General features: G+C 53.7%; 21 protein-coding genes and 2 pseudogenes. 19 read left to right on the forward strand and 4 right to left on the reverse strand.

The window, feature by feature from the left end:
- Positions 1–248: 248 nt before the first annotated feature.
- From BMX59_RS14795 to BMX59_RS14865, 15 genes are all read left to right on the forward strand, one after another.
- Positions 249–1,805 (forward strand): ABC transporter substrate-binding protein, encoded by a 1,557-nt coding sequence (locus BMX59_RS14795; RefSeq protein ID WP_093122683.1) that lies wholly within the window; start codon positions 249–251, stop codon positions 1,803–1,805.
- A gap of 8 nt (positions 1,806–1,813) precedes the next feature.
- Positions 1,814–2,773: an ABC transporter permease gene (locus tag BMX59_RS14800; protein WP_093123363.1), complete on the forward strand. Its 960-nt coding sequence runs from the start codon at positions 1,814–1,816 to the stop codon at positions 2,771–2,773.
- Entirely contained in the window at positions 2,770–3,597 is an 828-nt protein-coding gene (locus tag BMX59_RS14805; protein ID WP_093122686.1) for an ABC transporter permease, read from the forward strand. Before BMX59_RS14800 ends, BMX59_RS14805 begins: the two co-directional genes overlap by 4 nt.
- A 3-nt stretch (positions 3,598–3,600) precedes the next feature.
- A complete protein-coding gene (locus BMX59_RS14810; RefSeq protein ID WP_093122698.1) occupies positions 3,601–5,256 on the forward strand; it encodes an ABC transporter ATP-binding protein in 1,656 nt (551 codons plus the stop codon).
- 231 nt (positions 5,257–5,487) lie between these two features.
- Positions 5,488–6,237, forward strand: coding sequence for a hypothetical protein (locus BMX59_RS14815; RefSeq protein WP_093122708.1), 750 nt, complete (start codon positions 5,488–5,490; stop codon positions 6,235–6,237).
- 119 nt (positions 6,238–6,356) lie between these two features.
- Complete coding sequence (locus BMX59_RS14820; RefSeq protein ID WP_093122711.1) at positions 6,357–6,587, forward strand: AlpA family transcriptional regulator; 231 nt, start codon at positions 6,357–6,359, stop codon at positions 6,585–6,587.
- A 4-nt stretch (positions 6,588–6,591) separates the two neighbouring features.
- Positions 6,592–7,434 (forward strand): ParA family protein, encoded by an 843-nt coding sequence (locus BMX59_RS14825; protein WP_093122714.1) that lies wholly within the window; start codon positions 6,592–6,594, stop codon positions 7,432–7,434.
- A gap of 81 nt (positions 7,435–7,515) precedes the next feature.
- On the forward strand, positions 7,516–7,725 hold the full coding sequence (locus BMX59_RS31095) for a hypothetical protein (protein WP_093122717.1): 210 nt from the start codon (positions 7,516–7,518) through the stop codon (positions 7,723–7,725).
- Between the two features lie 14 nt (positions 7,726–7,739).
- On the forward strand, positions 7,740–9,326 hold the full coding sequence (locus BMX59_RS14835; protein ID WP_093122720.1) for a ParB family protein: 1,587 nt from the start codon (positions 7,740–7,742) through the stop codon (positions 9,324–9,326).
- Positions 9,323–9,871 carry a DUF2857 domain-containing protein gene (locus BMX59_RS14840; RefSeq protein WP_093122724.1) on the forward strand — a complete coding sequence of 183 codons (549 nt, stop codon included), beginning with the start codon at positions 9,323–9,325 and terminating at the stop codon, positions 9,869–9,871. Before BMX59_RS14835 ends, BMX59_RS14840 begins: the two co-directional genes overlap by 4 nt.
- The gene (locus BMX59_RS14845) at positions 9,868–11,055 is read left to right on the forward strand and encodes an STY4528 family pathogenicity island replication protein (RefSeq protein WP_093122729.1); all 1,188 of its coding nucleotides are present in this window, start codon (positions 9,868–9,870) and stop codon (positions 11,053–11,055) included. Before BMX59_RS14840 ends, BMX59_RS14845 begins: the two co-directional genes overlap by 4 nt.
- Before the next feature lie 216 nt (positions 11,056–11,271).
- Entirely contained in the window at positions 11,272–12,027 is a 756-nt protein-coding gene (locus tag BMX59_RS14850; RefSeq protein WP_093122734.1) for a PFL_4669 family integrating conjugative element protein, read from the forward strand.
- Positions 12,024–12,542: a DUF3158 family protein gene (locus tag BMX59_RS14855; protein ID WP_093122738.1), complete on the forward strand. Its 519-nt coding sequence runs from the start codon at positions 12,024–12,026 to the stop codon at positions 12,540–12,542. The genes BMX59_RS14850 and BMX59_RS14855 overlap by 4 nt, the downstream gene beginning before the upstream one ends.
- Complete coding sequence (locus BMX59_RS14860; RefSeq protein ID WP_093122741.1) at positions 12,539–12,994, forward strand: single-stranded DNA-binding protein; 456 nt, start codon at positions 12,539–12,541, stop codon at positions 12,992–12,994. Before BMX59_RS14855 ends, BMX59_RS14860 begins: the two co-directional genes overlap by 4 nt.
- A 226-nt stretch (positions 12,995–13,220) precedes the next feature.
- On the forward strand, positions 13,221–15,188 hold the full coding sequence (locus BMX59_RS14865; protein ID WP_093122744.1) for a DNA topoisomerase III: 1,968 nt from the start codon (positions 13,221–13,223) through the stop codon (positions 15,186–15,188).
- Positions 15,189–15,229: 41 nt separating this feature from the next.
- On the opposite strand, the gene BMX59_RS14870 is transcribed toward BMX59_RS14865, so the two are convergent.
- Positions 15,230–15,487: a hypothetical protein gene (locus BMX59_RS14870; protein ID WP_093122749.1), complete on the reverse strand. Its 258-nt coding sequence runs from the start codon at positions 15,485–15,487 to the stop codon at positions 15,230–15,232.
- Positions 15,488–15,695: 208 nt separating this feature from the next.
- Here BMX59_RS14870 and BMX59_RS14875 point away from each other — a divergent pair, with 208 nt between their 5' ends.
- The 4 genes and pseudogenes from BMX59_RS14875 to BMX59_RS14890 all read left to right on the forward strand — a co-directional run.
- The gene (locus BMX59_RS14875; protein WP_093122754.1) at positions 15,696–16,037 is read left to right on the forward strand and encodes a helix-turn-helix domain-containing protein; all 342 of its coding nucleotides are present in this window, start codon (positions 15,696–15,698) and stop codon (positions 16,035–16,037) included.
- 911 nt (positions 16,038–16,948) lie between these two features.
- Positions 16,949–17,530 (forward strand): STY4534 family ICE replication protein, encoded by a 582-nt coding sequence (locus BMX59_RS14880; protein ID WP_093122758.1) that lies wholly within the window; start codon positions 16,949–16,951, stop codon positions 17,528–17,530.
- Between the two features lie 71 nt (positions 17,531–17,601).
- The gene (locus BMX59_RS30765; RefSeq protein WP_093122763.1) at positions 17,602–17,859 is read left to right on the forward strand and encodes a hypothetical protein; all 258 of its coding nucleotides are present in this window, start codon (positions 17,602–17,604) and stop codon (positions 17,857–17,859) included.
- 99 nt (positions 17,860–17,958) lie between these two features.
- Positions 17,959–18,234: pseudogene (locus BMX59_RS14890) on the forward strand (JAB domain-containing protein); the annotation flags it as partial.
- Between the two features lie 336 nt (positions 18,235–18,570).
- On the opposite strand, the gene BMX59_RS14895 reads toward BMX59_RS14890, so the two are convergent.
- The 3 genes and pseudogenes from BMX59_RS14895 to BMX59_RS31105 all read right to left on the reverse strand — a co-directional run.
- Positions 18,571–21,321 carry an ATP-binding protein gene (locus tag BMX59_RS14895; protein WP_093122773.1) on the reverse strand — a complete coding sequence of 917 codons (2,751 nt, stop codon included), beginning with the start codon at positions 21,319–21,321 and terminating at the stop codon, positions 18,571–18,573.
- 52 nt (positions 21,322–21,373) lie between these two features.
- A complete protein-coding gene (locus BMX59_RS31100) occupies positions 21,374–21,847 on the reverse strand; it encodes a methyl-accepting chemotaxis protein (protein ID WP_371914376.1) in 474 nt (157 codons plus the stop codon).
- Positions 21,848–21,913: 66 nt separating this feature from the next.
- Positions 21,914–22,690 (reverse strand): annotated as a pseudogene (locus tag BMX59_RS31105) (PAS domain-containing protein); the annotation flags it as partial.
- Between the last annotated feature and the right edge of the window lie 778 nt (positions 22,691–23,468).

Below are 23,468 nucleotides of genomic sequence, written 5' to 3' on the forward strand. Positions count from 1 at the left end.
AGCGCTAGGATACGTGTTCGATGGTAACAAACCATTGTGCATCGTTACGAAAACACCTAATGCAGCGGAACTAATGCCAACGGCATCGGTTTGGGGAAGCAATGCAAAAGTCAAACTTAGATTAATCAAAACAAGAAATCGATCATTTGTGGAAAACTAGTTATGTCCGAAACATGATCAAAGCAATACTTATCTGATTGACACTGCCACGTTCCCTAAATATTCACCCGTCCTCGGAGAAGAATAAAATGAAAGATCGTATTTTAGGCGCAATGTTGGATAGACGTACGTTCCTTATTAGCTCGGGCGTTGCTGGAGCTGCTCTAGGGCTTCCTAGAGGATTGATGGCACAGGAAAACCCGGTGAAAGGGGGCCGGCTTGTTTTAGGGTTGGCGGGAGGGGCTACAACCGACAGTCTCGACCCAGCTCTGGCCAGTGCCCAGGTCATATACGCCGTAATCGCTCAGTTTGCCGAGCGTTTGGTTATGATTGCAGACAACGGCCGGGATTTAGAGCCCAGGTTGGCTGAAAGCTGGAGTAGCTCACCTGATTTCATGACTTGGAATTTTAAGGTACGTAAAGGAGTTACGTTCCATAATGGCAAACCGCTTACAGCTAAGGATGCCGTATTTAGTCTAAATCGCCATCGTGGACCGAACTCAAAATCGGGCGCCTCAGAAGTTTTTAAAGTTGTCAACGATGTGAAGGTTGTCGATGAATTTGAGTTTTCAGTGTTGTTAAATGAGCCCAACTCAGAGTTCCCATTCCTGATCGCGGACTACCATATTGTTGTTCAGCCAGACGGTGACAATGGCAAGTCTGGCATCGGTACTGGTCCGTACGTCTTAGTGCAAAGTGAGATGAGGCACGGAGTTCGTTACATTGCAGAAAAATATAAAGACTATTGGCAACCCAATGTTGGTCATGTTGCCTCAATTGAGACATTGGTAATAAATGACAACAGTGCTCGTGTTTCAGCATTTCTAAACGGCCAAGTTCACATAATTAACCGTGTGGAACCGAAAGTCGTCAGCTTGATTTCTCGCGCTCCTACTGTAAAAGTGGTACCAACAAAAGGGCGCGGTCACTATGTATTCGCAATGCGCTGTGATGTGGCGCCATTTGATAACCCGGACCTGCGGATGGCACTAAAACTCGCCATAAATCGCGAAGAGATGGTGAAACAAATTGTGCGTGGCTACGGATCAGTAGGTAATGACACACCGGTGAATGATACTTATCCGTTCTCCTCCCCGCTGCCACAACGCGCCTATGACCCTGAAGAAGCCGCTCGGTACTACAAAAAATCGGGGCACTCTGGTCCAATCGTTTTACACACTTCTGACGTTGCTTTCGCTGGAGCCGTAGACGCTTCTGTTCTGTTCCAAGAGCAAGCACGGCGCGCGGGCATCCAGATTGAAGTGAAGCGTGAGCCAGGCGACGGCTACTGGGATAACATTTGGAACAAAGCGCCTTTCTGCGCTACTTACTGGGACGGACGGCCCACTCAGGATCAGATGCTGGCATTGGCATACGCAACGGGGGCAGCGTGGAATGAAACAGCGTGGAGTAATCCCGAATTCGACAAGCTGTTGACCGACGCACGTAAAGAACCGGACCCATCAAAGAAGACTGAAATTTATAAGCAAGCGAATCTATTGATCCGTGATAATGGCGGAGCGATTATTCCAATGTTCACGCAGTACCTCGATGGCGTTAGCAATAAAGTCAAGGGATACATTCCTGATATCAATAACGAGCTTTCCAACGCGCGCTTTGCCGAACGTTGCTGGCTGGCCTCCTGAGGCTTATGATGAAAAATAAAGTGTCTGTACTAGTAGGCCAAAGGGTAGTCCTCGGCTTACTGACTTTAATGGTGATTGCGGTCCTGATCTTCTTTGGCACACAATTGCTGCCTGGTGATTTGGCACACACAATCTTAGGTCACCAAGCCTCACCCGAGGCGGTGGCGGCACTGAACCGAGAGTTGAACCTCGACAGGCCTGCTACCGAGCGGTTTGCAGGATGGGTGATGGATCTATTCCATGGCGATTTGGGGAAGTCTCTGGCCAATGGAACCCCAATTATTGATCTTATTGGAGAGCGACTAGGAAACACGTTCTTTCTCGCAGGTCTAGCTGCGATGATATCCGTACCAATCTCTGTTGTATTGGGAGTAACGTCGGTTATCAATAAGGGGGGTTGGCTTGATCGTGGGATTTCCTGGTTAACTTTAAGTCTAATCTCACTCCCGGATTTTTTTCTGGGGTATACATTAATCTTCGTCTTCTCCGTGACTCTTGGATGGCTTCCAAACCTATCCTCTGTCTACACGGGTATGGATTTTTGGAGCAGGATCACAGCAGTAGCATTACCCTGCGCTGCGTTAGTACTAATCGTATCTCCACACATGATAAGGATGACAAGAGTTGCCATCTTAAATGTCCTCGGCAGTCCTTATGTCGAGATGGGATATTTAAAAGGTCTCTCTTCATCCAGAGTCGTGGGGATCCACGCTCTAGCTAACGCAATTTCTCCGATTATTACAGTGATTGTGCTAAACATGGCCTATCTGGTTGTGGGCGTAGTGATTATCGAGGTTGTTTTCGTGTACCCCGGAATCGGACAGTTGATGGTCGATAGCGTCAGTAAACGAGACGTGCCGGTGGTCCAGGCCTGCGCTTTAATTTTCGGCACCACTTATATTGTGATGAACATCATTGCAGATACCTTAGCAATGATTGGTAACCCTCGCATTAGGTACTCAAGATGAAATGGCTTCTTCCTATTTGGCAATCGCCATGGGCTACGCGTATCGCGTTCCTCACAATAATACTGTTTATCGCTATTGCTTTGTCGGCTCCATGGATAGCGCCCTACGGATTAAACGACAGTGTGGGTGATGTGTGGGAGCCCCTATCCGCTCTTCATCCTTTCGGGACAGATAGCCTAGGGCGAGATATATTGAGTCGCCTAATGTTCGGCGGCCGTATTACGCTGTTGGTGGCAGGTTCAGCAACGCTCTTGGCGTTCATTATCGGCATTACATTTGGGTTTATCGCGAGCGTCTCCAAAGGCGTTCTAGATCAGATTTTGTCGCGCATTAATGATCTTGTTATGTCCGTACCGACACTGATCCTTGCTCTCGTGATATTAGCTATCGTTCCAATTAACCTATTCACACTCATAATACTCATGGCTATACTCGATTCGACCAGAGTATTTAGACTTGCCAAATCTCTATCCGCAGATATTGCTGTGATGGAGTACGTTGAGATGGCACGTCTTCGTGGAGAGCGAACGTTCTGGATTGTCACCCACGAAATTTTGCCTAATGCTATAGCGCCTTTGATATCGGAGTTTGCGCTGCGATTTGCATTTGCTGTTCTATTCCTCAGCGCGCTTAGCTTTCTAGGACTTGGAGTCCAGCCCCCTTACGCAGACTGGGGCAGCTTGGTACGTGAAAATAAGGACGGAATCATATTTGGTGTTCCTGCTGCATTGATTCCAGGGGTCGCGATCGCTTTGTTGGCATTTTCTGTCAATGCGTTTGCCGATCGATTTATCAATCAGTCGTCTCGTTTTCGTAAGGAGTGAGCTATGAGTCAGTTAACGAGCAATCTCCTTGAAGTGCGAAATTTATCCATCGAAGTTGCCTCAAGACAGCGCACTAAAAGTCCGACAGTGTTGGTGGACGATGTCAGTTTCAATGTCATGCCAGGTAAGGTGTTAGGACTTATCGGTGAATCTGGCGCAGGCAAGTCAACTATAGGTCTTGCTGCACTTGGGTACCTCCGTCCTGGATGCCAAGTCAACGGTGGAAGCATTACGATTGACGGACAATCAGTTTTCACTAACAAGAAGCTTCGGGGGGAATCCATTACCTACGTGCCGCAGTCTGCGGCTGCCTCTTTCAACCCCGCCTTTAGGTTGGTGAAGCAGGTGGTCGAGACAGCTGTGACGAGGGGGGTATTATCGCGTGACGAAGCCAAGACAGCGGCGGGTGCGCTTTTCAACTCGCTAGGCTTAAATGCAGCTGATTTCGGCGATCGATTTCCTCACCAGGTTTCGGGTGGACAATTGCAGCGTGCGGCCACAGCCATGGCACTTTGCACCAACCCAAAAATAGTGGTGTTTGATGAGCCGACCACCGCGTTAGACGTTACCGTTCAAGTCGAAGTATTGAAGTTGATTCAGGAGGTTATTCGAGGGTCCGATCTGGCCGCCATCTATATTTCTCATGACCTTGCTGTAGTTGCGCAGGTCGCTGACGAAATCATGGTCCTTCGCCATGGGAAAATGGTGGAGCATGCACCTGCCAGGGCCCTTATTACTTCCCCAGAGATGGAATACACCAAACAGCTTCTCTCAGTTCAAATGGCGAAAAGACTTGCATGCAACACCGCAGGTGAGAAGCTGTTATCGGTGAACCGAATCACCGCTGGGTACGGTGAGTTGGACGTCGTTAAAGACGTATCATTCGATTTGAGCGCAGGTCAAACGCTTGCTATTGTCGGTGAATCAGGTTCTGGAAAGTCGAGCATGGCCCGTGTCATTACCGGCCTATTAGCTCCCCGCCTAGGCACGATTGATTTCAACCAAGATAAAATGTCTGCTACTTTGCAAGGCAGAACGCTCAAGCTACGTAAAGATCTACAACTGATTTATCAAAGTCCTGATGTGGCGCTGAACCCACGTCAAACAATTGAAAAAATACTCTCTAGACCTTTACAACTATATTTCAACCTGCGGGGGACTGAACTTCGAGACCGCGTCATCGCTTTGCTTGAGCAAATGGAACTCAACAGCTCATTTTTAAATCGGTTGCCAGGCGAACTGTCTGGCGGTCAAAAGCAACGTGTCTGCATTGCTCGGGCTTTAGCAGCATCGCCCAAGCTGATCATCTGCGATGAGGTGACATCTGCGCTCGACCCTTTAGTCGCGGACAGTATTGTAAAACTATTAATGAAAATTCAACGGGAGACTCATGTTGCATATATATTTATCACGCATGATATTGCATTGGTTAGAGCAGTAGCTGATCAAGTTATCGTGATGAGTAATGGAATCTGCGTAGAAAAAGGGGACGCTACCTCAATCTTGGATTCTCCTATCAATACCTATACCAAAACCCTAATTGAATCCGTCCCCAAAATGGAACTTGACTGGCTCAAAAATCTGCAACTCTCGCGCTTGCAATCTGCGACTGCTCCTTTGCAGGAACTAGCAATATTGCAGTCCCGTCAAAGTGTTTGATTTTCATTGATTCAAATTTGTTGAATCTTTGCAACTATGCCCAGTCCGACAGGCCTGGGCACGTACTCCAGGAAGCAGGACGACCCAACCGGCTAAGCTGATCACTTATAAATTTAAGGAAATTATCTAACGTTAAAATTATTATAGGGAGAGTCGCCGCACGGAAGCCAGCTGTTAGATGCTATTAAGTGTACTGAGCGGGTCTGCTCCCTCAAATATGAGGCAGATCCTGTGTACGAATCCGATAGCTACAACGCGTTGGAAAAAATTTTTTATCGACCCATCGACGCAGCTATACGCTGGTGTAACCTAATGGCTTACGAAACTCAAATACTTAGGTCTGCTTGGGATTCCCCTGCGCTGCTGTCAAAGAACTTCCCCCAATGGCCCTGTCTACATGCTACTAACGAAAAAATCCTCGACGCAGTACGCAATCGTGAGCTCCCATTTGGTTATTTTGGGGTAACGGTACCACCACAAACACCTATTGATTACCGGCTACTCACTGTCAGGCATACAGAGCTCAAATGGTGGATGATTCATCATTATCCCGATCAGCGGCCGGCGTTTCTATTTGGAAAGCAGCCCGCTGAGAATGAACACATCAGCTTCGGTACTTACCTGACGTTGCGAGCTGACCGAGAGGCGCTGGAGGTGGAGCTCAAAGCGAGTGACGCCGCCCTTCGTGAGCTCCTTGAAGAACTCAAGGCTATCGGCTTGGAACGGGAAAGCTTACGCGCACTCGTTAAAGCACAAGGTAAGCTCAGCGAGCGCAGCGAAACTGGATATCAGCATGTAATCGGCGCCTTGCTCGAAACCCTCCTCGGATCCTCACCCGCCGGAAAACCCAACTCCGTATTCGATAGCCAAGCCGCTATCGTTGACTCAATAACTGCGCACTATGAAGGCACTCCAGGTTTGAGCAAACGTTCTCTCGACGAGAAATTCGCCGCCGCCCGGCGGAGCCTTTCCCGAACGTGAGTCCGACAGTCATTGCACTGCAATAGGTACGATTGCAGTGCAATGACTGTCGGACTTTTCTGTTTTTGAATTCAGGTCTCTTCCCAATTTGCGCTATCCGGCGCCAAGGAATGACGACCATGCAATCCCAAACAACCACCGACACATCTCAGCCTCAGTCATCACCCGAACGCTACATCATGCGGCGCGAAGAAGTCGAACGAAAAACCGGCTTCAAGCGGGCTCACATCTACAACCTGATGAAGGATGGTAAATTCCCTCAAGCTAAACGCATTGGATTGCGTGCAGTCGGCTGGGACTCGCTGGAAATTGAGCAGTGGGTCGCTGAACGCTTAGGCCAGCAGGCCTGATGTCATGCGTGTGGTATCGGTGGTTTCCACTAAAGGTGGCGTGGGCAAGACCACGGTGACCGCCAACCTCGGCGGCCTTTTGGCTGACGCAGGCCTACGCGTCCTGCTACTGGATCTGGATAGCCAACCCACCCTCTCCAGCTATTACGGCTTGAGCCAGAAGGCTGATGCCGGTGCGTACGAGCTCATCGCACTCAACCTAACTACGCCTGCACAGATTGTTTCCAAGACAGTTATCACGCGACTCGACCTGATCCTCTCCAACGATGATCAAGGCCGGTTGAGCACCTTGTTGCTGCATGCCCCTGACGGGCGATTACGGCTGTGCAATCTGCTCGACAACTTCCGTCCCCGTTACGATCTGCTTTTGATCGACACCCAAGGTGCGCGTAGCGTGCTGCTGGAGATGGCCATCCTGGCCTCCGACCTCGCCCTCTCCCCCATCACGCCGGAAATGCTCGCCGCCCGCGAATTGCAGCGTGGCACCTTGAAGTTACTCAGCGAACTCGAACCATTCCGCCACCTGGGCATTTCACCGCCCCCTTTGCGACTGCTACTGAATCAGGTAAATGCCATTCGAGTGGACACCCGGATGATCATCCGTGGCCTGCACGAGACCTTCGCTGGAACTACCCACATATCGGTTTTAGACACTGTAGTTCCAGACCGAGTGGCGTATCTCAAGGCCGCCTCCCTCGGCCTACCGGCCCACCGAATCGAGACGCGTCAGTCACGCAAACGACGCTCGCCATCAGCGCTGGAAACCATGCAAGCGCTGGCCATTGAGCTGTTCCCCGAATGGCGCGAGGCGATCTCCACGGTGAGCAGATGTGCGGAGGTTCAATGAGCCGTACCACCAAACCGGCATTTCTCGCCAAGTCATTTTTATCGATCTTGATGCCAACAGCGTTTGGCAAGGAGTCTTTTGATGTTGCACAAGCTTCCCATCATCGTTCAACCGTCCATTCGCCCACATCATCCACCTTGCAAGGAATACTGCACCGTGGTCTTTCGCCTGCAGGGTGGGCGCTCGGCCATGGGGTGGTTCCTCGCAGAACTTTCCCGACACCTCGAAGGTTCGGGGACTGCCGAGATCGTGAAGTTCGAGGTCGGGGACCATTTGCACAACCAACGTTAACGGAGGTTGTTCAGATGAAAAAGCTGAGTCAGGAGGAGATCACCGACAAGCTGCACCAGGACCCCTTCCCTCAAGGTCCAGAACTAGAGCGACTGTCTGACCCACTAACTGACACGCCGATGCTGGTCACTCTGGAGCAGTTGCGACCCTACGAACACAACCCGCGTTTCATCCGTAATTCGCTGTATGACGATATTAAGGCCTCGATCCGTGAACGAGGGCTGGATCAACCACCACCAATTACCCGCCGTCCGGGTGAAACCTCTTTCATCATCCGCAACGGCGGTAATACGCGCTTGGCGATTCTCGGCGAGCTGTGGCAGGAAACCCGCGACGAGCGCTTCTTTCGCATTCATTGCCTGTTCCGACCTTGGAGCAATGAAATCACTGTCCTGCTCGGCCATCTGGCCGAAAGCGATCTGCACGGCCAACTCACCTTCATCGAACGGGCTCTGGCGGTGGCCAAACTCAAAACCATGCTAGAAGCAGATGGCGCTGTACTCTCGCAACGTGAACTGGCGCGACATCTTGCCGCTGGGGGTTACCCTATTTCACAGTCGCACATCAGCCGGATGCTCGACACCCTAGAACACTTATTGCCCGCCATTCCACAAACCCTGTATGCCGGTTTGGGCAAGCCCCAGATTGAACGCCTGATAGCTCTACGTAGTCAGGCAGAGCGAACCTGGAACCGTTTTCCAACCGCCACCATTACGTTTGCCGAATTTTGGCTCGATACTCTGGTCTACTTCGATGCCGACCCGGAGTCCTTCGACCTTGGGCAGCTCCAAGATGAACTGCTCGAACGCATGAGTCGCTTGCTCGGACAGTCCTACCGTATGTTGGCCCTGGAGCTGAGCGATACCCAACGGGTCATTTCGAAGTCTGGCGTTGCCCTCACCGCGCCCTCGGGAAATATCCATCAGCCGAGCATTGACGAAGCCTCTGCAGGACTTCCCTCCTCCGAGTTCCATCCCAAATCAACTGAAGCTAGACCCCAGACCGAACCAACGCGAGAAGAACCGCTCACACCGCCAGAAACGAAGGTCGTATCAGCGGTCAGTCCTCCGTCACGCGTTCAACAGATTCGTGAACAGATTGATCGCGAGACCGCCACCGACGCAGTATCTTCTGTCGACACCTATGCGATCGACGGTATCTGGACCATCGCACCAGCACTGGATAGCCCCGAACAACTGCGATCTGCCATTGCCACACTGGCGCGGGAAATGGCGGCCTATGCCGGACATCCCGAGAGCATCGTCGATCAGCCGCTTGGCTTGGGCTTCGCTCTGAACATTGAGCGAGTTGATCGTGCAGCGCCTCGCGCAACCAGCGTTCACCTACTGCTCATGGCCCTGCTTCGCGCTCAAGACGACGTCAACTGGGAGGACCGCAAGCAACTGCCCTCGGCCCTGTTCGGTCAGCTGTTGCTGGGTGTCTATCAACTCCCGCTACCAGATCTTCCCGCTGTGGATGTTGGACTGGAACGACTGCCCGACGGTCTGCTCATCAAGCTGTATCGGCTAATTCGTTTGGCCCGGCGTCTGATCGACTTAACGCTTACCCCTGAAGATGAGTCACCGAAGGAGCTGCCATGAACCTGTCCTTCAATGTGCTCAATCAGGCCATGCTGACCCAGGTGTTGCATGAGCTGCGCCTGGGTAACCTGCAGCGCTGCAAGGCACTCGGACTGAGTGAAAACGACATCTACCTATTGCAATCCCTACCGCCAACCACCCTGTCGCGCCTGGCCCATGCCACAGTACCCTGGGTTGAGGTCAAGATTGACTCACCGGTGCTGCATCGGTTGATCGAGCAAGCCGAACGCGACGAGCAGAACGAGCGATTGATCAACCGCGCGCTCAAGCTCGGCGCCAGCAGCACCATCATGTATCAGTACTTCGGCTTGGGGCATTCGGAAACCGCGCTGCGTCGACGTCTGCTCAAGATAGAGACCCGTAAGGGTCGTCCTCAGCATTTGAGCGAAGCACAGGAACATGCGCTCTGGCAGCGTTGGTGTCAGCTACGCACTCGAGACGGTACCGAGGATCAGCTCGACGCGATGATGATGCTGGCCGAAGAACAGCAGATCAGTTTGACCATCGTCTGGCAGCAGATCGACCAGTACAGCAACGGAACATGAACGCTGCCCCTTCCAGTCGCTGGCAGCGCGTCCTGCAGCAATGCACCCAGCAGTTGAGTGAGCGCTGGCCGGCACGCCCTACCACTGAACAACCCTCCAACCAGGCGCTGCAGGCTGGCTTTCTATTCAGTGGCCTATCACACGAAGTCGTGCCACGTAGGCTGCTGTTGGATAATCGGCTAACGCCATTGGAGCGCAATGCCTGGCAGGTGTTTCGACTCATGCTGCAAGGTCAGGGCGTGGTCACACCGCGCTATGAGGATTTGCAGCCTTACCTGTCTAGCGTGCCCTACGGTGCTTCAGCCTCCCGTGAAACCATTGCTCGAGTATTAACGATGCTCAGGTTGACGCGTTGGCTCAGTTTGGTGAGTCGCGGACGCGATCAGCTCAGCGGACGTCTTCAAGGTTCTCTGTACGTCCTGCACGATGAGCCGTTAACCCCCGCCGAAGCCATGGAACTGGATCAGGATTACCTGGCGCTGGTCGGACATGCACTCGGTCATGCAACGAAGGCGGTTCGTACTGTTGCGCAGCACATTGTGGAAGAAATCCGCCAGGATACGAATATCGATCAGGGTCGACTACCGACACGGCTCGACAGTTGGGGCGAACACTGGACGCAGCAAGAATTGGATCATGCAACCGATGCCGTATTACACGATTCCGAACGAGGGGAGGATGCCCTCGTTCGGAATCGTGCAGGCACTCGTTCGGATTCCGAACTGGGCCTGAACGCCAGTGTTTCCTTGACCGTTCGGAATCCGAACGCTGCCTGTACTGTATTAAAAGAAAGTAAATGTACAGTACCGCGCGCGACCGCAGCGGTGGATAACCTGCACTGGCCAACTTCGCTGCACCTGAGCCCAAGCGAACGTCAGGCCATCGCCGTGGCGCTGAACAAGCTCAAACCTGCGGATCAGCAGGCGGTGCTCAACGAAGCGGGGGCACGCTGTACGGCCGGCGGGATCCGCAAGCCAGCGGCCTATTTGATGGGCCTGATCCAGCGTGCGCTGAAAGGCGACTTTCGTCCTTGGGCCAGTCAGGCCGAACCGTCAAATATTGCAGAGCCGGCCCCACCCGCCCCCTCACGGCCGTCTCGAAAAAAGGGCGAACCTGCATCAGACCTCGCCCTAGCGTGCCTGAATGAGCTGCGCAAACTGCGTGGAGGAAGTGGACGTCAGTAGATTTGATGCCACTGGCATCAAATCCATGGAGTTCCACTGTGCGAACACGTCGGACCAAACTATGAAACTTAGGGAAAAGTCGGCCTACCCTTCCCTCAGACCTCTCCTTAGTTAGCCCTCTTAAACCAAACCGAACAAACCGCCCTCAGCTTTTTGGCTGCCCTTAATCCTCATCTGTCGCAACGTTTCCGTCCAAGCCTATGCGAGGACAACACCGTGGCCGATCACTATCAACTCAACCTGGGTTCCCTGCGCAGCAGCATCACCCTGACCCTGCACACCCATCACGCCGCACGTATCTGGCAAGGTCGGGCCGCACGTGAAGGCGTCCACTCGATCATGGGCATGGCCGGCTACATAAGCGTCACCAACCTGATCAAACAAACCGCGGCCCAGGACGATCCCTATGCCGACTGGGCCATCGTACAACTCGAAGAAAAACTGATGCAGGCCAAGGCTGGGATGCTGGAACTGACCCAACAGCTGGATCGGATCAGACAGGACCTGCCGACACAGATCGACATGGGCGACAACCTCAACATCCACCCCGTCACCTTACCGTTGTACATCGGCAGCCAGCTGGGTTTTTTGGCGGTCTACCTGCTGACCGACTACGACACCCTAGTGCGCCGTACCCTATTGGCCCATCACACGGCTTTGATCGGCCGAAGAGACATGGAAGCCTGGATCGACGACGGCGCCCATCTGCTGCGCAGCCTGTTCGGCCAGGCGCAGCGCTATCGCCACGCTGGCGTCACGCGCGATGACATGGCGGCGAACAATGCCCGTGCGATTGCCGCAATCGACAAATTCGACTTGCCACCGATAGACATTCTTGAGGGACATCGCAGATCACAGTTTGCGCCACCTATCATTCGTCGTGGTGCTGTAGCGGTGGATGACGCTGACGCTTTGGCAGAGGACGTTGACGGTCCGTCTGCGAACGTAGATGAGCCGGAGGCTGATGCATGAATCCCATGATCCCGATTCAACCAATGCCCTTCGAAGCGTTGACACCGGATGCCTATCGGCAGCTCGAACACGCTGCCTCCCTAAAAGGCCTTTTAAAACCTTTTAAGGGTAAGGGGGAGTTGGAGCACCTGGCGCAGGTGGCGAGGGAAATCGAGGCGCAGTTATGTCGCCTGATGGAGGCTGTCGTGCAGCAAGCCGGGCAGCCGCCGTATTCGCTACTGGAGATACGATTGGTGCTGCAGAACACCAGTGCTGGCAGCACATTTTTGCGTTGGCGCACGCGTGATTTTTCTCGCATGGGTGTGGCGGTTTGGGAACGTCAGATCTCCAACAAAGCATTGCCGCAGATCGTACGAGAGGAATTGCACCGTTTCGAATGCGCGCGTATCGCACTAAACCTTCAGATGAGTGTGGTGCATTCGCTCTACCGCCAGGCTACGACCTGCGCGATCAAAATGGCCAGTGCCGAACAGTTGCTGCGCCAGTTCACACCCGCAGTGGAGAAAACACGATGAGTACTTTTTTCGTCGGCGAAGGCAATATCGGCAGTGCGCCAGAATTCCAAGAGTTCGCCTCTGGCAATGATGAACCACGGCGTTTGCTACGGCTGAATGTCTACTTCGACAACCCTATCCCACGTGAGGGCAGCTATGAAGATCGGGGCGGCTATTGGGCGCCGGTTGAGCTCTGGCACCGCGAGGCTGAACACTGGAGCACGCTGTATCAGAAAGGCATGCGCGTGCTGGTCGAAGGTCGTACGGTTCGCGATGAGTGGGAGGACAGCGAAGACAATGCACGAGTGACCTTCAAGATCGAAGCCCGTCGAGTCGGCATCCTGCCTCACCGGGTGTACAGTGTGGTCATGCGGGAACGCCCCAGTGAACCGACGGCCTCTCAAAATACTGAGCAGGCCAGTTCACCGACGTCGAACCCCAAGAAGCGCAGAGGACAACCACCTACGGCCTGAGCGACTTCAGGCATAAAAATTGAGCGTTTGCGCGAAGTTCCTGGCCTGTCATTGCTCGCTGCTCGTGAAGCCCTACCTAGTTACGCACGCTCCAATAAGGTAGCAGCTTCAGCCCATTCAAGGCCGCCCTCACCGATTAATATGAGGAACCTGCCATTCAGGTTTCTCATATCTCGCCCCTGCTACTTCGAACAACGCTGCTCCGAACTCAATCCGGAGTAGTTATATGCGCCTCTTCCTCTGCGAAAAACCTTCCCAGGGTCGTGACATCGCCAAGGTTCTCGGAACCACTCGGCGTGGCGATGGCTGCCTGATCGGCCCCGAGACAACTGTTACCTGGTGTATCGGGCACCTACTGGAGACGGCCCCGCCTGAAGCCTACGGCACTCAGTACAAGAACTGGTCGTTGGATCATCTACCGATCATTCCGGCGCAGTGGCAAGTGGAGGTCAAACCCAAAACTGCCGCGCAGTTCAAAATCATCAAACGCCTGCTCAGCGAAGCCACCATCGTTGTCATCGCAACCGACGCCGACCGCGAAGGTGAGATGATTGCCCGCGAATTATTGGAGCTCTGCCAGTACCAAGGCACTGTTCAGCGCCTCTGGCTGTCCGCACTCAACGAAGCATCGATTCGCAGGGCATTGACCTCGCTGAAGTCTGGTCAGGAAACCTTCCCGCTCTATCACTCGGCCCTCGCCCGCAGCCGTGCCGACTGGCTGATCGGCATGAACCTCAGTCGTTTGTTTACCCTTCTTGGTCGGCGGGCAGGCTACGACGGCGTTTTGTCAGTGGGGCGCGTCCAGACACCCACCTTACGTCTGGTGGTCGTTCGGGATCGTGCTATTGAGGGCTTCGTCCCGGTGCCTTACTGGAACATTGAGGTACACCTATCGTCGATGGGCCAGCGATTCATCGCGTCGTGGTTACCGCCATGCTCAGGACGGGACGAGGCGGGGCGTTGCCTACAACAAGTGCTTGCCCATCACGCGGTCCAAACAATCACCGACGAAAAGTCCGCTACGGTACTCTCGTTACATACTGAGCATTTCCGAGAACCGCCGCCCCTGCCCTACGACCTAAGCACGTTGCAGGAAGTCTGCTCGCGTAAGCTGGGGCTCGGCGTCCAGGAAACCCTGAACATCGCCCAAGCCCTGTATGAAACCCACAAAGCCACCACCTACCCGCGCAGCGATTGCCGCTATTTGCCAGAGAATATGTTCAACGAGGCTCCCGCGGTACTCGACGCCCTGCTCAAAACGGATCCTGCACTCAGACCTGCATTCGAGGACCTCGATCAATCATTGCGCTCCCGCGCATGGAACAATGCCAAGGTCACTGCTCACCACGGCATCATTCCCACCACCGAACCGGCAAACCTGGTGCGGATGTCCGAACAAGAACGCCATGTCTACGAACTGATCCGTAGCCACTACCTAGCGCAGTTTCTTCCGCATCATGAGTTTGATCGGACCCAGGTCGAACTGGCCTGTGGCGAAGAACGATTGACCGCCGTGGGCAAACTGATCTTGGTCCAGGGCTGGAAAAGCTCGCTCTCCGAAAACACCGAGGAGGACGAGCCCAGTCACAAATCCCAAGTCTTACCCATCTTGCAACAGGGCACGCAGTGCGCAGTGGACAATGTTGAACTCAAATCCATGCGAACTGCCGCTCCTAAACCGCTCACCGAGGGTGATCTGATCAAGGCGATGAAAAACATCGCCAAGCTTGTCAACGACCCACGCCTGAAACAGAAACTTCGGAACACCACCGGTATCGGAACCGAAGCCACACGAGCCGGCATTATCAAAGCATTAATTGATCGCGGTTATTTGCTGAAGAAAAAACGCGCGTTAATAGCTACGGCGGCGGCCCATACCCTGATCGAGGCGGTACCCGCTGCAGTTGCGGATCCTGGCATGACCGCGATCTGGGAGCAGGCGCTTGACGAAATCGAAGCGGGACGCCTGACCTTGGAGGCGTTCGTCGCGAAGCAGGCGAACTGGATTGCTAAGTTGGTCAAACACTATGGAGCGCTCAACTTGTCGATACCGGTCGAAGCCGGCCCGGCCTGCCCCATTTGCAATGCCTCAATGATCAAGCGGAAGAGCAAATCTGGGCCGTTCTGGTCATGCTCGCAGTATCCGAACTGCAAAGGCACTACGCAGTTCAGAAAAGAGACGCGCCGCCCATGACAGTTCGATGAGATCAACATGAAGTTAGGGTGGTGCACAGCTCAGTGCATCATCAGCGGCGCCTGATCCTGCTCCAAGTCGATCAAAGGTTGTCCGACCTCACGGGCCAAAGCGATGCCTGTCGAAATCCATATCTGCCCCAGTTCGTTGAAGGCTTTTAGGTGGGCAGGATCTTCGTTGAGCCAATGAACAAGGCGTTCGAAGTATTCGGGATTATCCGGGCAATCATGAATCTTGATGAACAGCTCCAGTGTTCGATCCCAAATCAGATCCATGACGTCCTTTCTCTCATCTTCCATGTTCAACCATCCCTCAACATGGTCCCTTCAGACCGTCGCTCTTACTAATCACTCTGGACTCTGATCCCTGGAGGGGCAGAAACCACGTCGCGATACTCAGCTGTTTCAGTCACTATAACAACCCAATGAGTCGATACTCAACCCTTAAGGATGTTCATGTCAACGGGTCTTTGCTCAACCATTCGGGTTGAACTGGAGAACTCATCACTTGGCACATAAACATCCAACCCAAGCCCAAATCGGGCGCATGATCGCGAAGCACCGCAGCGAGCGTAATTTGACTCAGGAAGAGGTGGCTGAACGTTTAGGGATCGGTAGTGAAGCCATCTCGCGCCTGGAACGAGGTGTAGTGGAACTTTCCGTGGTCAAACTGATGCAACTGGCGGACATTTTCGATTGCCGGATGGATGAACTGCTGACGGAGTCGAGCAATCGCCCCAATGACCAGGGCCAGATGATCGCGGGGCTGCTGAGTGGACTGAAAGAAAGCGACCGTGCCTTTATCTTGGCAACTGTCGAACAATTAGCCGCACATCTCGGCAGTAAGTAACTTCTTTCATCGTGCTCAACATGGCGTCTTATGAAGGGGGCCTGTAGGCTTGACGTCGTGTTGACCTCTCTGCTGTAGTAGCTTCGGATAATCGCCAACGGCGACCCAAGACCGATTAGCTTCGCGCAGTTCGGTCAAACTCTTCGAGTCCGGAGCCTCCTATTCTGCGGAATTTAATTCCCGTTTTTTGCTCGACATGATTGTGGTGGCGGATGACCACTGTTGCCTCTACCCGGCAATAGCGGTCATCCGCTTCGGCGATCGTATTCAGTCCCGGAGCCCACCGGGGAAACACAGGGCACCCTTTGTGCGCGGATGCGTGCCAGCATATTCCGACCCAGGCCACGACAAGGGCCGGTTGGCGAATCATTGCGCAGTTCAACCAAGTTTTGCGAGGAGCTTGTCGACTGCGTAAGACCGCCAAAGGTGGTTTTTCTCTTCCTCGCCTGGCACACCGCCAGGCCCACTCTTCTTTTTTTCATTTTCTTAATTCCAGTGACTACCACCGTATTCCGGCCCTAAAAAATCGGGTTGTAACGTCTTGACGCTCCCCGGTGACAGGCTTATACAAAGGGCGTGGTTCGCTGTCGTTGACAGCCCAACCCAGATAGCCAAAACCTTCAAGGCTACGCCACGTTCGTGGTGGTTTACCCAAGTGCGATCAGCGTTCGGAAGCTCGCACGGTTGCCGCTTAAGCGGTGATGAATGCCGACTACTCCATGCCTGCGGGTTACCACTGCAGACTCTCCTCTGCTGCACAGCTACTCACCCAGAAGCTTCATTCTGATGGTCATCGGCTTGCCGGTGGCGAGTCGTTCATCGCTCGACTTCATCTTACCCACCCTGACGGGGGCTCACGTTCCCGTCAGGGGCTGTGCGTCGCCGTTTTCCCTTGAAACAGGAGAACCACCATGGCCTACGCCAACCAATCCCAAGAAGCGACCTCTTACTTCAACCTGCACACCGTCGGTATCGGCTACCTCAACCGTGTTCGTGAAGTACAGGTCCGCCGCGGTCAGCCATTCATGGCCTGCGATATTGCAGCCTTGCATGGTGCCACTGATGCAGTGGAGTACACCCGCTTTGATTGCAAAGTCGCTGGTGGCGAAGCTGACCGTTTGATTCGTCTCTATATGGACGCCGTCAAGGCCGAGAAAAAGGTCTTGCTGTCGTTCCGTATTGGTGACCTGTGGATCGACCCATTTCTCTATGAGAAAGGCGATAAACAAGGCCAACCTGGCGCCAGCCTGAAAGGTCGTTTGCTGTTCATCGACTGGATCAAGGTCAATGGTAAGTTTGAATACAAATCGCCCGCCAGGCAGGAAGCAACAGCACCTGCTGAGCCAGCGCCGATCAATGAACCCTCTCCAACGTCGGCTGATGCCGAAGCTGAGGATACCGACAACCCTACAGAGTCCAGGATTGAACCTGAATCTCCACCTACTCACCGCACGGCTCGCCGTGTCGCCACGCGCACTGTTCAGTCCGCCTGAACAATCCATGATGTTTTACATCAAGGCGCTCAATCGAGCGCCTTTTCCTCAACCAGCACAGGAGAACCAATATGGAATGCTTCTGGCTTTGCGACGACTGCTTGTTCGGTGCGGCTTACCAGGACTACAGCACGCTATCGCTGTATCACTCGCCGGAGGAGATCGAACAACGCATCGCCACGATACATCGCGGGCTGGTTCGCTTAATGCCCATCAGTGCCGACTTCGATCCCGAAACCAGTTTGGGCATAAGAGCCTTTTCTTCCTTGCCTTGTGACGGTTGTGGTTCACCCCTGCACGGTCAACGCCACCGATACACTCGGCTATAAACCCTACATCACCTGCAAACGCCGGCAACTCCACACCCACCTGGGGATACCACTCCCCTCGGGCGTGTACCCCTGATCATTCCCTTCGGAGGTAGCGCCATGAGTTCCCCACTCACACTGATTGAGACCTCGGATTTCGAGGCTGATCGCATTGTTCAAGAAAACCAGCTGATCGACGAAGCGCTGCATATTCTGGATCGTCGACTGTTCAGTCGCGGTCCTAAACCAACGTCACCTGACACCGTGACCTCTTACCTAAAACTGCAGCTTACACAACAAGAACATGAAGTCTTTGGTGTAATTTTTTTTGACGCTCAGCACCGGGTGCTGGCGTTCGAAATCCTCTTTCACGGCAGCATTGATGGAGCCAGCGTTACGCGCGCAAACCAGTTGTTGTCTAGGTGCGAAGCCATGCAACAATGCGGCTCAGATTGTTCGCAAGCTGCGAAGGTTTACCGCTAGCAGTCAACGTCTGCCGAACACCTTCGCTGCTTTGGAGCGTAAAGTATCGGATGCTTACCAACGCCCTATCAACTTCCCGTGCTAAATTAGATTACTCTTCCGATGCTGCTGCGATTTGCTGATTACTATCATCTGTACGACCTCTGTGATGATTGCAACGGCCGCCCAGCCTCATCGGCGGTATCTTGAGTCTTATGGACTTATTGCGTACGGCCTATCACCGGATCCATGACCTCGGAATGAAGTTCCTTACACGGTGCCTTGGGGTGGGCAAACCAAATTTTCGGCTTTCTCAAGCTGCTCTAAATCGAGGGATAGGCACGTCAACCAGAAGTTCGCTCCCTGCGAAATAGCTTCACTCTCGGCCTGTCGCAACACGTTATAGGCAAGCACGCCACGGCCTTCTTGAGCTAGTATTTGCGCTTTAATCTGAAATAGTTTCGGGATAAGCCAACGCTCCTGCCGCCCGATAGCAGTTTTCAGCGTTTCGTCAACCATCTCTAGCGCGCGATTCGTCAAGCCTAGCAGGGCAAGCCCCCGTGCGTACTCGCACCGAAACAGACTGTCCAGCGGGCTGCCACCTTGATCGCGTAGCTTCTCCAGCACTTCTCCTAAAGACGGCAATGCCTCTTCAGCAGCACCTTGATGTATCAGCAGGATCTGTTCGAACGCGCGGGCAATATGTCGCCACAAATACAGGTCATGACCTTCCATGCTTTCTTGCAGCATCGACAGACAGTGCCTGGTCTTTTGAAGCCGCCCCGATAGCAAGGTGAACGGAATGGCACTCAGGCTCAAGGTGTACCACAACGTGGCGGGGTGATTAAGGTTGATAGCCTGACTGACGTTCTGCTCAAGGGCCAACAGAGCCGCATCGACATCGCCCTGCAGCAGTTGGATCTGTGACTTGATCGAACATGCCGCGATGCGCTGGTTGAAATGAAGATCGATCAGGTCAGGTTTCGTTGAAGACGGCGCGCTCAGCGCCTCGACCACCGAGCGGTAAGCATCATCAAGACGTCCCATATAAAACTGCGTATTGGCTCGCATTCGTAACCCCAGCAATTGACGCTCGCTGCACCGGCTGTCCTTGCTGAGCTCGACGTATTGGTCGGCGAGCTCTAGGGCGCGCAGGTATTGATTACCGCAGCAATAAACACTCCAAAGCCCCCACAGTGCACGCAGTTGACTATTGGTATCGCCCAGAGCGCGCGCATCGGCGCCCACCTGCCGCCACGCCTGACGGATTTTGTTGCCGCTGCCATAGGCCAGTGTCATGACGCTGGCTGAGATGGTAAGCAGCCGCATGCGCTGGTGCTCGTCAACCGGTGCGTGATCGCCGAACGATTGCAGGCCACGACTGACCCAGTCATAGCATTCGGCGGTCAACGATAAGCGCAACCAAAGAGGCGCGCTTACCAATGTCAACTCGACCGCCAGCTCCCGATCACCATCTGGTGAATAAGCCCATTCCAGCGCGGCGCGAACATTGTCAACATCTGCCCGATAGCGCGCAAGCCACGCCTGAGGCGACTGCTTGACTAGGTCCTGCACCGCATTCTGGAGCTCATTGAGTATCCAGTCCGCGTGACGCAATGCCAAGGAGCCAGTCTCGCCATGCTCTGCAAGTTTCTGGGCAGCATACAATCGCGTTGTTTCCAGCAGCCGATACCGTTTGATTGACAGTTCTTCGCGCGACATGATCAGCGACTTGTCCAGCAGACTTTCCATGATCTGTGCCCGATCCCCGGCTTGGACTTTGGTTACAGCCTCCACGGCGTTTAATGTGAATAGTCCGGAGAAAACCGATAATTGCCGCAGCAATGCTTGTTCCTGTGCAGACAGCATTGCGTAGGTCCAGTCCAGCGCGGCTCCCAAGGTACGGTGTCGTGGGAAGGCTGTACGACGGCCTGTCATCTGCAATCGAAACACACCGTCGAGCATGTCCGGCAGATGACCGATGCCGAACGCCTTGACCCGCGCAGCAGCGAGCTCGATGGCCAACGCGTTGCCTTCCAGCTTGCGGCAGATGGCTGCGGCGGATTGAACATCCCTTTCGTTAAGCACATACCCAAGGTCGTGCGCGGCGATGCGTTCGACCAATAGCTCAATGGCGGGGTATTTCATCGCCTGTTCCAGGGTCAAGTCCGGCGTTTCAGGGGGAAAAGGCAGTGGCGGTAGATCATGTACACATTCGCCTTGCACCCGCAGCGGCTCGCGACTGGTGACCAGTATCGAACACTGCCAGGCATCGCACAGGATGGCCTCGACGGCGGTAGCTACTTCGTCCAGCACATGTTCGCAGTTGTCTAGAATCAGCAGCGCTCTGCTCGCGGCCAGTCGTCTGGCAATACCTGACAAAGGGTCGTCGGTGTCGCACTCGATTTTAAGCGCGGCGGCAATGACCACGTGCACGAGTTGGCCGCGACTTACTGGCGCCAGATCGATGAAAATCACACCTTGCGGATAGAAGGGGTGGAGTCGGTCGGCCAAGGCCTGTGCAACGGTGGTCTTGCCGGCCCCTGCATGGCCAGAGAGGGTCACGAAACGTCGCGTTTCCAACTGCTCGCACAGTATATTCAAAAGCTTGTCTCGACCGAACACCTTACAGGCGTTGTGCTGTAACGGCGCTGAAGGAGCTGATAACGGCGCTTCGTCAAGCGATATGGAAGTGGTGACGGCGTCAAATCGGTAGCCGCGCCCCGATACGGTAACGATGCGGGCAGAATTGGCGTCATCGGCCAGCGCACGGCGCAACGTAAGGATCTGTGCACGCAGGTTACATTCCTCGACCACCACTTTTGGCCAGGCCAAACTTAGCAGCTCGGCTTTTTCGAGCAGTTCGCCGGGGCGAGTGGCCAATGCAATCAGCAGCAACATAGCCCGGTTGCCCAAGGGCACAGGTTCGCCGTTTTTCAGCAATTGATAATACTGGGGGATGAGCACAAACGGGCCAAAGCTAATGGCTGATTGCTTCGGTCGCGGCGAGTTGAAATTCATCGTGCTCCCTCAAGATGATTACGCGCGGTACCACTTCGTTGCACATGCCTCATTATTGATTCAATCCAGCGAAAATCCGAACGGCATCCACCGCCTCTTCGGTACGGCTGCTGATCTGTACGATTGCCGATCCCGCCTGGTCTGCGAGACTCACCCCCTTAACGGCGTTATTGCGAGTATTGTCAATGCTGACGATTGCCTGCCGAACCTCGGTCTGAATCAGCTCGATCATATCGGAGATTTCTTGAGTAGAACGGGTGGTACGGCTGGCCAACTGCCGAACTTCATCGGCCACTACGGCGAAGCCTCTTCCCTGATCCCCGGCGCGCGCTGCTTCGATAGCTGCGTTGAGAGCCAGCAGGTTGGTTTGACTCGCAATGCTGTGGATAGTGTTGACGATGGTGGTGATCTGCTCCGAACGCGCGCCCAGTTGGCCGATGATTCGAGCTGAGTCTTCGATGCTGCATGAAATTTCACGCATCTCACTGGCAGCTTGTTGAATCACCTGTGTGCCTTGCTCGGCCATTTTCTGGGTTTGCGTCGAGATGTGATATGCCTGCGCGGCACTTCGGGAGTCCCGTTCATGCTTCTCGATGCGCGCGGTTATGTCGGAAGCGTACTTCACCACTTTGCTCAGTTTGCCGCAGGCGTCATACACCGGGTTGTACGACGCTTCCAGCCAAATCGTTTGACCGCGCTTGCCGACACGTTTGAATTGTCCACTAAAAAAAGCACCGTTTTTCAGACGCGTCCAGAATTCGCTGTAGTCAGGACTGCTGGTCAGTTCGGCAGAGCAGAGCAGTCTGTGGTGTTTCCCTATTAGTTCGTCGCGGCTATAACCTAGCAGACGTAGCAAGTTGTCGTTAGCAGCGATGACACGCCCTTCCAGATCGAATTCGATCACCGCCATGGCGCGGTCGATGGCCTGTAGCTTGTTGCGGGCTTCACTTTCGGCTTGCAGCTTTGCTGTGACATCCGTCGCATATTTGACTACTTTGATGACTTTACCGTCTGTGTCGCGTACAGCGTTATAGCTGGCCTCAAGCCACACCGTACTGCCGTCGCCTGCAACTCGTCGAAACGTTCCCGAAACGAACTCGCCACTGCGCAGGCGGGACCAAAGCTGCGTGTACTCGCTACTGCGAACATACTGATCTGTGCAGAATATTTGGTGTTCCTTGCCAATGATGTGCTCGGGCAGATAGCGCATGGTCTTGGAAAAGTTTTCATTAGCGCTAAGCACGATCCCCTCCAGATCGAATTCGATACAAGCCATGGAGCGATTGATGGCCTCCAACAGTCTGGCCTGATGAGCAATGGTCAGCTGAAGGTGCTGTATTACTTTTTTCTTGGACGAGTCGAAAAGCATTGGTGGCAGCCCGATAATTGGAAGACGGAATTGCCACTCCGTGGCTTCAACAGCAATGGTTATAAACGGTGCGATAACGAAATAATCACACACGTAACGCTATAAAGTAACGAAATACCTGTGCAACTCGTCGGATTTGCACAAGTTTTCAAGGCTCAACGCGATTCTCTCGTGCCTATCCCCTCGTTCCTTTACCGGCCGGACGGCGCTTCCTACCGCCCGCCCCAAGGTGGTTCTCGTTCTCAAAAGCAATTCGGGGGTGGGCATAACGCTCGGCAACAACTGAGTTTGGGAGACAGTGGTACAACCTCCACATACTTCACCACCGGGACGTAAGCGATCAATGTTGATAGAGGGGTTCATTAAAACTTGGGATTTCCGAGGACGTAATTTGACCGCGTCGAGCTCAGCTTTTTTGGCAGTGGCCAGCTCAGCGAGTTTTACCAAGGTTTCAATAACCATTTTGAGTGACTTCCATTTTCATAATTACATTACCACAGCTCCGCCTGAACTTGCAGTAGGGACCTCTGCTTTAACTTAATGAAAAGTAATGAGTCCCAAAACGGCACACTGCAACGCTCATACTTTATTTTATATTAGAACCAGACCGGCAGGCTAAAGCACAAGCACCTTGATCGATACTAAACCAACGCAATGATTCTGCGCTGTGAAAAACTGTGAAAACGCTACGCATGCTGCTAGCAATTACAACCACCAATTTCCTCCATGCGTATATCAACGGACTTCAAATATGAATTTAGCGTGAGACCCGTTACGA

This window comes from Pseudomonas sp. NFR09 (assembly GCF_900111535.1).
In the GTDB taxonomy this organism is placed as follows: Bacteria; Pseudomonadota; Gammaproteobacteria; order Pseudomonadales; family Pseudomonadaceae; genus Aquipseudomonas; species Aquipseudomonas extremorientalis.